Here is a 10,790-nt window from a genome sequence, read left to right as displayed (position 1 = left end):
GCTGGGGCTCGACGCCACACTGGAGTCGTTCATCATGGCCACCTCGGATTCGAGCCACTCTTTGAACCACTTGACCCGTTTGAGCCGGCGGTGAACGACGCTTTCGGCCGTGTCGCTCTCGACGCGCTCGGCGGCGTCCCGACCGCGTTCGAGGACGCGTCCGACCATCTCGGCGGCGTCCATGTGTGTACGGGACTCATAGCCCATCCGCAACAGCATCAGCGCCGTGCCGTTCGCGCCGACCTTGTCCAGCAGGTCGGCCTCGATCAGGCACTGTGTCTCTAGGGAGAGGTCGGTGAGCGGCCCCTGATACGAGTGGTCCCGGACCGCGGTACAGACTTCGTCGACGAACGATTCGGGGTAGTCGCAGTGGGTAGTCAGGTACTCGCGTGCGATGCGAGCGCCCTCCTGAGCGTGGACGTCCTGGTCGGCCTCGAGTTTGGCGATGTCGTGAAAGAGGGCCGCGATACGAGTCACATCGATGTTCGCGCCCTCTTTGCGCGCGATATCGGCCGCTAGCTCGACCACGTTCATGATGTGGTTGAACCGATAGGCCGCCGAATGCCAGGGATACCACCGCATCCGCCCGCCCTCGTCCTCGTTGACGACGCTCGCTTCGAGATAGTCGTGGACGAAGACCTGCATCGCCTCAAATTCCGCGTCCGAGACGGGCGACTCCCGTATTTCAACACCCACGGAACCACCTCCCGACGTGACGTTTGCTGTTCATCTTACGGATATAAAAGCGAGTGCGGGTCTTTAGCGTTACGACACCCTGAAATCTACAGCACCCCCGAATTCGACCTCGGACGGAGTGCACCACCCCGACGGTGCACGCGCAGACGGGTCACTCTGCAGTCACTGGTTCTCCGTGACCCAATATGGCGTGACATGGATTTATGAGAGCTACTACCGTACCGTAACATATGGAAGTCAGAGCGGCAACCCCTGACGATCAGAAAGCGGTTATGGAAATCGCCGAGCGGTCGCTAGAGGCGTCCTACACGCTCAGTCCCGGGACCATCGAGGGAACGGTCCACCAGTGGTACGACGAGGCGGAGTACGCCGAAAAGGTGGACCGCGATGACATGCTCTTCCTGTTGGCCGAGTACGCGGGCGAACCGGCCGCGTTCACCGAAACGGTGGTCCACGACGACGAGACCGGTGCCGACCTGCTGTGGCTCCACGTCCACCCGGACTACCGGGGCGAGGGGCTCGGTTCGGACCTGTTCGACGCCGTCCGGGACCGCCTCCACGAGCAGGGAATCACCCAGCTCCGCGGGCGCGTGCTGTCGATGAACGAGGTCGGGAACAGCTTCTACAGGCAACGTGGCTTCGAGAAGGTGGGCGAAGGAGAAGTCGAGATCGACGGGAGTCCCTACACCGAGGCACTCTACCTCGAGGCCGAGCCAGAGGGTCTGGAGCCGCGCACGACGGACGAACGGACGGTGTACATCGACCACGACGACCTCGACAAGGGGTCGGCCGGTCCGTTCCACGTCGTCTACGCCGGTGAGAACCGCGAGGAGAAGTACGGGTACCACTGCGGGAAGTGTGACTCGCTGGCCAACGCGATGGACGCCATGGGCCGCATCGAGTGTGGCGAGTGCGGTAACAGCCGCAAGCCCACACGCTGGGACGCAGCCTACATGTAATCTCGGATGGATTTCGCGGCAGGTCCGTCTCAGCCCGTAGCTCGGCCACCTCCTTGTCGCTCTCTGCAGTCCCTGTCGTCGCGAGTGAGCGAACGCTGCTATCGAGTTGCCGAACCTCGTCGTCGGGCACCACAAGAAGGTGCCCGCCGGTGTGGGCGAGGCTGTTCAAAGAGAGATTACGACCTCCGGCGCCGCGTTCGCGGTGGCCTGTCAGCGGTCCACGCTACGGAGGCGTCCGCAGACGGGCCACCGCTGGCATGAGGCCCGGCAACGCAACTGCTGTGGTTGCGGCCGACCGGCCTCGGGTGTCGTGGATGTGAGAAGGGTTGGAGTAGCCCCGAGCGGATTCGAACCGCTGTCCTGGGCTTGCTTCGGAGTACACCATCGAGAGGCGTCGAATCGTGTACGAGGTGTACCCCTCCAAAGGCCCAGATGATTGGCCACTACACCACAGGGCTACGTGTACGTCTAACCTTATGTCCGAGCAGGAAATGATACTTTCGTCTCGGTTCCGTCGTCGTGGCGTTCTCCAGGCCAGAGCCACTAACCGAGTTCGGTTACTGTGGAGAGTGGACAGTCAGTCCGCCGGGTCGGCTTCGATTTCCAGCAGTTTACAGGCGTCGTCTTCGGGGTCGAAACAGTCCGGACACTGCGGTGCACGGTCGATGATGGTGTCGAGTCGGTCGGCGACAGTCTCGTCGATGACGGGTTCGAGTTGCTTGGCCTCGGCGCGGAACTCCTCGACGTCGAGCACCCCCAGCAGGAACCGCTCGATGATACAGTACGTCTGGAGGCCCTCACGAGCGCGGACGATACCATCGTCGGTGAGGCTGACACCTTTGTACTTCTCGTGTTCGAGGAGTTCGCGGTCCTCGAGCTTCCCGATCATCTCGTTGGCGCTGGCTGGGCTCACGTCGAGCATGTCGGCGACGCGGCCGGTCGAGGCCGGCCCGTCCTCCTCCTGCTGGACGAGGTAGATTGCCTTGAGATACTGGTCGGACGTGTTCACGCGAAATCCACTCCGTTCGAATAGCTTCGGATCATTCTCGTTTCTCCATGAGTGCCGCGACTTCCTCGACCCCGTCGGCCTCGTCCGCCCGGATGGCTGCAAGCGTCTGAATCAGTTCTCGCCGGTCGACGCTGAGTGTCGCGTTTGACTCCTCGATGGCCGTGATGAGGTCGTCGTAGAACTTGTAGGCTGTTTCCTCGTTGCACAACTGGTCGTAGAGAACGCCGTCGAAGTCCGCTTCGGACTCGTACCGGGCCTTGACCAGTCCCTTGACTTCCTCGAGCGGAATCGTGTCGGCTTCGAGGTCGTCGATCAGATTCTCCAGTTGCTCGCGGTGGTCGGCCGACTCTCGGGCGGCCTCGTCGAGTAGTGTCTCCAGTTCCGGGTCGGCGGCGTCCATCGTCCGGGCGTGTTCGCCCGCCCGTACTTCGACTACCTCTTCGAGAACGATGCCGATCTGCAACAGCCGCGTCAGCTGGTGGTCGCTGGAGACCGGTTGCTGGACGCTCACGGTGACCACCGTTTACGATCTCGACTCTGTCCCACCTGCATACTCTAATATCGGGAAGGCGGAAACTTAAGCCGTTCCCTCGGGACCGACACCCCTAAGCGGCCGCTGTGGGACCGGTACCGCTACGCGTTCGACGATGAATCGTCGGTGACCCCGACTCTCAGCCCCACATCGAGGCCGAAATCCGGGACAGGACGCCTCCGCCCCCGGCGGAACCGCCGGCCGTCACCGACCACTGGGGTGTGGACCTGAACCCGCTCGACGTGACCGACGAAAACGATACCCGCTGCCTCCGGGCGCTGGTCCTCCCGGACCACCAGCAGCGGCACGAACGGCTAGCTGCCGCACTGGAACTGGCCGTCGACCACCCGCCTGAACTCGCCGCCGGTGACGCCGCCGAGGCACTGCCAGCCCGTCTCGGCGCTGTCCCCACGGACGCGACGCTCGTCGTGTTCGGTACCATCGCCCACTACCAGTTCCCCGACGATGGCGTGGCGGCCGTCCGCGGAGTGCTGTCCGACGCCAGCCACGGCCGACCGATTCACTGGCTGCCGGGCGATCCGGCAACCCCGCCCAGCGACCCGGCGTACCGCCACGTCCGCTTCGAGGACGGCGGGGCCGAGACCGGCGAGATCACCGCGTCCGGGGCGTACGGGGGCTGGTTGTCCTGGCGGGGACGACGTGGAATAAAAAAGCTCTGTGGCGGCGCTACTCGCGAAGCCGCTTGGCGATCAAGCCGTCGAGGTCTTCGCGGAACTCGTCGACCGCGACTTCCGAGAGGACGGGCTCGAAGAAGCCCTCGACCAGCATGTTCTCCGCGACCTGCTCGGGAATCGACCGCGAGGTCATGTAGAACATGTCCTCGGCGTCGACCTGCCCGACCGTCGCCGAGTGGCTGGCCTCCGTGTCGTGGTTGTTGATGATCAGCTTCGGGGACGCGTCGGCCTCGCTCTCGTCGGAGAGCATCAGCGTGTTCTCGCGCTGGTAGGAGTTGGTATCCCAGGCGTCTCGCCCCACGTCCTGGACACCCTCGTAGACCGAACGAGCGGTGTCGTCGAGGACGCCACGCGTCACGAGGTCGGCGGTCGTGTGTTCGGCTTCGTGCCAGACTCGACTCCCGAGGTCGAAGTGCTGGTCCTCGTGGCCGAAGAACGCGCCGACGATTTTGCTCTCGGAACTGTCGCCCAGCAGGCGCGTCTCGACACTGGTCTTGGTGAGCCGTGAGCCCACGTTGCCCTCAATCCAGTTGACCGTGCCGTACTGTCCGGTGTGGCCACGCTTGACCTGGAAGTTGTACGTATCCTCGTCCAGATTCTGGAGCGCACCGTACTGGACGTGTGCGTTCTCGCCTGCGACGGCTTCGACGACGCCGCTGTAGTAGCGTGCGTCCTCTTCGGTCGCGGATTCACCCGTCTCCTGGCGTTCGAGGATGGTGACCGAAGCCGACTCCTCGGCGATTACGAGCGTGTAGTTGAACAGCGCTCGGCTGTTCATCCGGGTCCGAATCTTGACGTCCTCGGCGTCGATGCCGTCGGGGACGTAGACTACGGTTCCGGCCGAGAACAGCGCCGTCGACAGCGCCGTGAGGTAGTTGCGCTGTGGATCGACGACGCTCCCGAAGCGCTCTTCGATCAGGTCGCCGTGCTGGTCCAGCGCCTCGGACCAGGAGAGCACGTCGACACCATCGGCGTCGATGCGGTCTTTCTCCTGAGCCATCTCCAGCGGGTCGACGAAGCTCTCGTAATCGAGAGCGTCGAGGTTCGTCCACTCCCGACCCGGCGTCTGGATGACCTTGGGCATGTCGAGGTCCTCGAGCGCGTCCAGTGCGTCGAGTCGCGTCTCTAAGAGCCACTCGGGCTCGTTCAGCTGATCGCTGATTTCCGTTACCTGCTTTTCCGTGAGGTTCGCGTGTACCTGCGTGCTCATGATGGATTCGGGGGTTATCCGAGCGAACCCTCCATCTCCAGTTCGATGAGACGGTTGAGTTCGACCGCGTACTCGATCGGCAGTTCTTCCGTGATCGGCTCGATAAACCCGGCGACGATCATCTGCTTGGCGTCGTCGTCGTCGAGTCCGCGCGTCTCGAGGTAGAACACGTCCTCGTCACCGATCTTGCCGACGGTTGCCTCGTGAGCCACGTCGACCTGGTTCTCCTGAATCTCCATGTACGGCATCGTGTCGCTGGTCGACTCGTTGTCGAACATCAGCGCGTCACACTCCACGCTCGTACTGGAGTTCTCGGCACCGTCGGACATGTGGACCAGTCCGCGGTAGTTCGTCCGGCCGCCGTCCTTGCTGATCGACTTGGACTCGATGGTCGATTTCGTGTCTGGGGCGTTGTGGTAGACCTTCGCACCCGTGTCGATGTTCTGACCCTCGCCAGCCATGGCGATGGTGATGTGGTTGTCCGTCGCGCCAGGCCCCTTCAGGATGGTCGACGGGTACAGCATCGTGGCTTTCGAGCCCATCGATCCGGACACCCACTCCATCGTGCCGTCGGCCTCGCAGATGGCGCGCTTGGTGTTGAGGTTGTAGGTGTTTTTCGACCAGTTCTGCACGGTGGAGTACTGGACGTGTGCGTTCTCCTTGACGAACACCTCGACACCGCCACTGTGAAGATTGAACGCCGAGTACTTCGGCGCGGAACAGCCCTCGATGTAGTGGACTTCTGCGTTCTCCTCGGCGATGATGAGCGTGTGCTCGAACTGTCCCATCCCGTCGGAGTTCATCCGGAAGTACGCCTGGACAGGCATGTCGACCGTGGTGTCCTCGGGAACGTAGACGAACGACCCGCCCGACCAGATAGCGCCGTGCAGCGCCGCGAACTTGTTGTCGCTCGGCGGCACGGCCTTGGTCATGAAGTACTCCTTGAGGATTTCCTCGTGCTCCTGGACGGCTTTGTCCATGTCACAGAAGACGACGCCCTTCTCCTCCCATCGCTCCTGCATGTTCTGGTAGACGATTTCGGACTCGTACTGGGCGCCCACGCCCGAGAGGGCGTTTTTCTCGGCTTCCGGAATACCCAGTTTGTCGAACGTGTCCTGAATCTCGTCGGGGAGGTCCTCCCAGTTTTCGGCACCGCCGCGCGTCTCGATGTCCGGACGAATGTATGGGACGATCTCGTCGACCTTGACTTCGCTCAGGTCGGGAGCGCCCGGCCAGTCGTCGGGCATCGGCATCTCCTGGAACTGCCGGAGTGCACGGAGCCGTCGGTCGAGCATCCACTGCGGTTCGTTCTTGTCCTCGCTGATAACCCGGATGGTCTCCTCGTCGAGGCCCTTTTCGGCCTCGAAGGCCGAATTCTCCTCCTTCTTGAACTCGAAGCGCTTCTCGGTGTCAGTCTCCTTGAGGTGGTCTTGATCTGAACTCATTGTTGGTGTATGTGGTTTGTTTCTCTAAACATATTAGCCTGTCCTAGCCCTGAATGGTTACGCGGCCTCGGCGACCTCTTCGCGAACCCAATCGTACCCTTTGTCCTCGAGTTCCTCGGCCAGCGAAGCGTCGCCGGACTTGGCGATTCGGCCGTCGAGCATCACGTGAACGTGGTCCGGTTCGACGTAATCGAGGATCCGCTGGTAGTGGGTAATCTGGAGGACACCTGCGCCCTCCTCGTCGCGCAACGCGTTGATGCCGTTCGAGACGTCCTGCAGGCGGTCGATGTCGAGCCCGGAGTCGATCTCGTCGAGAACGGCGATCGAGGGCTCCAGAATCGCGGCCTGGAGGACCTCGTTCTGCTTTTTTTCTCCGCCAGAGAAGCCTGCGTTGAGGTACCGCTGGGCGAAGCTCTCGTCCATGTCCAGTTGCTCCATCTTCGCCTGGAGAATTTCCTGGAACTCCGCGACACCGATGTCGCCTTCCTCCGGGTCGCCTTCCATCGGGGAGGTGTCGTAGCCCGCCGCGTCCTCGTTGGTGTCGTCGGCGTCGGCTGTCTCCTCCGTTTCCTCCTCGTCCTCGTCTTCGAACAGCTCTTTGCGCTCTTCGAGTTTGGCGTTCAGGGCCGTTCGCAGGAAGTTGACCATCGTCACGCCCTCGATCTCTGCGGGATACTGGAATCCCAGGAAGATACCGAGCGCCGCACGCTCGTTGGGCTCCAGATCCAGAAGGCTCCACGTTTGAAGATCTTCCGGGATCTCCTCGTCGAGGACATCGAACTCGTCGTCTTCGATGTGCAACAGAACCTCGCCGCCCGTTACTTCGTATGCCGGGTGGCCGGCGATGATCTTCGCAGTCGTCGACTTCCCGCTCCCATTGGGACCCATCAACGCGTGGATCTCACCGGATTCTACTTCGAGGTCAACTCCGCGAAGGATCTGCTCGCCGCCCTCCTCGGCAACTTCAGCGTGTAAGTCGGATATTTCGAGTGTTGCCATTATTTAAGGGACACCTATGTCATCTGTATATCGGGCCGAGACGCTCATAATACTTTCGCATTCCCCTAGTTACGCTTTCGTGAACGGAAAATTTGATTTCGTATTCTGGAACCAGGACGCCGCCGACTGCGGCGCCGACTACCGGGGTTGTGCATCCAAGCTACGGGGGGCCCCCAACGGTGTGAAGCCCACTTGACTGTAATCGACAACCCGTCTCGACGAAACGGCCCCCGACGCCGACTCGATTGGCGTCTCTCTGAGCGTGACCGGACGACCGGGGCACAGCGACGTCGCTACGAGCAGAGAAGCCGTCTCGGAGGGCAGAGCGAACGCCTCGGGATATCCGCGAGCATCCTCTCTCACCACCTCCGCAACCGGGCTCGGCCGAGAGCGGTGTCCGGGTTGCGTCTGCAACCATCGCTACATGAAGTTCCCGAGTCCCGTCTGTTCCTGCCCGCTTTTGACCTCGTCCCAGGAGATATCCAGCCCCGCCAGAATGCGCTCGATCGGCCCTTTGAGCGTCTTGTCCAGCATCTTCTCCCAGTCGATCTCGAACTCCGCTGGAATCTGGTCCTCGTACTCGAAACAGATTACGTCCGGCTCGCGGCGGAACTCCCCGTACAGCGGATCGGTCGACGGGTCAAGGCCGTGTTCGCGTTCCACAGTCTCCCAGAAGTCCGAGTGAACCCGGTCCAGATAGACGCGCTTAGGCTTCGAGCCCGACGCGAAATTCGTCCCCAGCAGGAGGTTGGCGTATTTCGCGCCACGAACCTGCGCCGTGTCGGTGTCGTAGTTGTCCAGTTTCTTCCCAATACCGCCGGGGATGCCCACGTCGTCGAGACTGGCCTCCCCGGCCTCGAAGTCCTGGATGACCTCGTGGACGTACTGTTTGATCTCCTCTGTGTCTGCGCCCGTCACGATGCGGTCGATGACCTCCTTCTGGACCTCCTTGGTGATCGGCGCGATGTCGGACCGCTGGTACTCGAAGCCCGTGATATCGATGTCTTCGACGTTTTTGCCCTCCTTCCAGACGATGTGACCGGCGTAGCGTTTCTTTTTGCCCGCCTGGAAAAAACGGCGGTACAGCTTCTCGAACTCGATCTGGAAGCGATGTTCTTCGCCGGCGTCGAGGTCGACGTTCAGTTCCTTTTCCGCGAACTCGTCGTAAGCGTCGTTGATCTGCTCTTCCAACTCGAAGGACTGCTCGATGGCCGACTCCTTCGACACGCCACCACCGAGTTCTATCATTACGCTGTCAGTGTCACCGTAGACGACGTCTTTGTCCATCCGTCCCGCCACTTCGTCGGTGTAGTCGATAACATCTCTCCCCGTCGCAGTGACGGCAGCGCCCATCTCCTTGTCGTACAGCCGGAATCGGTCCCATCCCAAAACGCCGTACAAGCTGTTCATGATCACCTTCACAGCGGCCTGCTGTCGGTCGAACTGCTCGTACTCTGAACTATCTGGGTCGTGGTCGTTTCGCCGGGATTTCTTCTCCTCACGCTCGGTCAGCAGTTCGTCGACCATCTCCCGGATGACGCCGTCGGGTTCCTTCCGGAAGTGCTGGCCGTTCGGGGCGCGGAACGTGTCGCCCTCGTAGCTGTCGGGATCGACCTTGGTCTCCGGGGATGCGTTGATCGTTACCATGCACATCGGGTATAGAGATTTCAGGTCTAGAACGGTGACCATCTCCCGGACGCCGGTGATCGGGTCGAACACCGCACCGCCCTCGTAGTCCTCAGTGTCGTGTCGGCCCTTCGAGGGGAGCGCGAAGTTGCCGTGGAGCTTGTGGAGGACGTACATGTCGACGGCGTCGCCCGGCGTGGTGGCGTCTTCGAGTTTGCAACCGACGAAGGAGGCGACTTCCTGCCAGAACGGGATGATCTCCTGTTGTTCGTTCAACTCCACACAGAGTTCCACGTCCCGGAGATTGTACTCCAGCAGGCGCTCGGGGTCGTCCTCCCAGAGGTCGCCGATGTCGCCGGGGTAGCGCTCTTTACCGACGCCCAGTTCCTGTTCGCCGACCGCGTCTAGTCGGTAGGAGTCCAGTTCGGTGAACTTCGTGCGCTGGTAGGCGTACAGCAGATCGAAGACGACGCGCCCTTTGATGTTCGGGCCCTGCCAGTTGTTGCGCCAAACCTCGTCGACGCGGGAGAGCCGTTCGATCGAGAGGTCGTAGTCGTGGTGTGGGCCCTGTAACTCTTCGAGACGGTCGAGAAAGTACGGCGCGTCGAAGTCGTCGAAGTTCCAGCCCGTCAGCAGGTCGGGGTCGGTCTCGTCGATGTACGTCACGAACGCTTCGAGCATCGCCTCCTCCGTCTCGAAGACGCGCACGTCGGCGTCGAACTCGTTCTTGATGGGGTCGTAGGCGGCCAAGGCCTCGGGCGGGTCGCCGCCCTCGTCCGCATCGAACAGCCACGTGATGTAGTCGTCGTCGTAGGAGTCGTGTGAGGTGAGACAGACGATTCGCTCCTCCCCGTCCTCGGGGAAACCGCTGCGGTCGTCCACTTCGATGTCGAACGTGTTGACACGGGGCTCGGCGGTGGCGTCGACCGCTTCGACCTCCTCGTGGGGCACCCGGATGGGCTCGCCTGCGGCCTCACGGCGGACGGGAACCCGGATGCCGCTGGTAATATCCTTGTCGATGAGCAGGCGGTTGGGAAAGAGAATGTCGGCCTCGTAGTGGTCGTACTCGTCGCGCATCTGGCCCACGTCGCGGGGGGTCTGGCCGAAGATTTTGATCAGCCGCTCACCGCGAATCGACTCGTAGGGGTCGCCGTCCTCGTCTTCGTCCTCCCAACCGGTGATGCGGTCGCGCTGGAGGTCCGCGTCGGTGAGTGAGTCCGTGGGCGCGTAGAAGTACGGCTTGAACTCGTAAACTTCGACGTGGACTGGCTCGCTGGCTCCGGGCGTCCGGCCGAAAAGGTGGACCACCGGGAACTCCTCGTCACCTCGGCCCTCAACGGTGTAGTCGACCTGCGTGACCGCAAACGTCACGTACTCGTCGGCGTCCGGATAGCGAATGTCCTCGAGATCGACGATCTCGAAAACGTCGCCACCGCTGCCCGCGACGGCCGCCGCTTCCGCGGCCGCCTCGCGGTCGTCGTTCTCACTCCCCGTCCCGTCCTCGAACGCAGAGAGACCTATCTGATCTTTCTCTTCGGTCTCGGCCATACTATCTACTTTTTGCGACCCCCGATTAAAATCCCGACGGTCCCCGCGTTTCGAGGCGCGACGGGAACACA

General features: G+C 62.1%; 8 protein-coding genes, 1 tRNA gene and 1 pseudogene. 2 read left to right on the top strand and 8 right to left on the bottom strand.

Translation table 11 applies throughout. From position 1 onward, the window contains the following. On the bottom strand, window positions 1-696 hold a 696-nt coding region (locus Q0964_RS16825), incomplete at its 3' end, for an HD domain-containing protein (protein ID WP_299269948.1). Between the two features lie 230 nt (window positions 697-926). Here Q0964_RS16825 and Q0964_RS16820 point away from each other — a divergent pair. After that, a complete protein-coding gene (locus Q0964_RS16820) occupies window positions 927-1,655 on the top strand; it encodes a GNAT family N-acetyltransferase (protein WP_299269945.1) in 729 nt (242 codons plus the stop codon). A 332-nt stretch (window positions 1,656-1,987) separates the two neighbouring features. On the opposite strand, the gene Q0964_RS16815 is transcribed toward Q0964_RS16820, so the two are convergent. The 3 genes from Q0964_RS16815 to Q0964_RS16805 form a co-directional block, all read right to left on the bottom strand. Beyond that, window positions 1,988-2,113: transfer RNA gene (locus Q0964_RS16815), tRNA-Gln, on the bottom strand. Between the two features lie 119 nt (window positions 2,114-2,232). Then, window positions 2,233-2,664 carry a metal-dependent transcriptional regulator gene (locus Q0964_RS16810; RefSeq protein ID WP_299269943.1) on the bottom strand — a complete coding sequence of 144 codons (432 nt, stop codon included), beginning with the start codon at window positions 2,662-2,664 and terminating at the stop codon, window positions 2,233-2,235. 31 nt (window positions 2,665-2,695) lie between these two features. Beyond that, a complete protein-coding gene (locus Q0964_RS16805; protein WP_299269941.1) occupies window positions 2,696-3,175 on the bottom strand; it encodes a ferritin-like domain-containing protein in 480 nt (159 codons plus the stop codon). Window positions 3,176-3,315: 140 nt separating this feature from the next. Between Q0964_RS16805 and Q0964_RS18520 the strand changes: the two are divergent. After that, window positions 3,316-3,786, top strand: a pseudogene (locus tag Q0964_RS18520) (DUF2332 family protein); the annotation flags it as partial. A gap of 97 nt (window positions 3,787-3,883) precedes the next feature. Here Q0964_RS18520 and sufD read toward each other — a convergent pair. The 4 genes from sufD to Q0964_RS16780 form a co-directional block, all read right to left on the bottom strand. Next, window positions 3,884-5,101, bottom strand: coding sequence for a Fe-S cluster assembly protein SufD (sufD, locus tag Q0964_RS16795; protein WP_299269936.1), 1,218 nt, complete (start codon window positions 5,099-5,101; stop codon window positions 3,884-3,886). 14 nt (window positions 5,102-5,115) lie between these two features. Next, a complete protein-coding gene (gene sufB, locus Q0964_RS16790; RefSeq protein WP_299269933.1) occupies window positions 5,116-6,546 on the bottom strand; it encodes a Fe-S cluster assembly protein SufB in 1,431 nt (476 codons plus the stop codon). 57 nt (window positions 6,547-6,603) lie between these two features. Beyond that, on the bottom strand, window positions 6,604-7,545 hold the full coding sequence (locus Q0964_RS16785) for an ABC transporter ATP-binding protein (protein WP_299269931.1): 942 nt from the start codon (window positions 7,543-7,545) through the stop codon (window positions 6,604-6,606). 420 nt (window positions 7,546-7,965) lie between these two features. Then, window positions 7,966-10,719 (bottom strand): DNA-directed DNA polymerase, encoded by a 2,754-nt coding sequence (locus Q0964_RS16780; protein WP_299269929.1) that lies wholly within the window; start codon window positions 10,717-10,719, stop codon window positions 7,966-7,968. Window positions 10,720-10,790: the final 71 nt, after the last annotated feature.

It is taken from the genome of Halorientalis sp. (assembly GCF_028275115.1).
In the GTDB taxonomy this organism is placed as follows: Archaea; Halobacteriota; Halobacteria; order Halobacteriales; family Haloarculaceae; genus Halorientalis.
Note: the sequence above shows the minus strand (reverse complement) of the source record. Positions and strands in the feature narration are given on the sequence as shown.

Excerpts from the sequence above, each read along its gene's own strand:
- sufB (WP_299269933.1), bottom strand. The coding sequence starts at position 6,546 with ATGAGTTCAGATCAAGACCACCTCAAGGAGACTGACACCGAGAAGCGC.
- Q0964_RS16785 (WP_299269931.1), bottom strand. The coding sequence starts at position 7,545 with ATGGCAACACTCGAAATATCCGACTTACACGCTGAAGTTGCCGAGGAG.
- sufD (WP_299269936.1), bottom strand. The coding sequence starts at position 5,101 with ATGAGCACGCAGGTACACGCGAACCTCACGGAAAAGCAGGTAACGGAA.
- Q0964_RS16820 (WP_299269945.1), top strand. The coding sequence starts at position 927 with ATGGAAGTCAGAGCGGCAACCCCTGACGATCAGAAAGCGGTTATGGAA.
- Q0964_RS16780 (WP_299269929.1), bottom strand. The coding sequence starts at position 10,719 with ATGGCCGAGACCGAAGAGAAAGATCAGATAGGTCTCTCTGCGTTCGAG.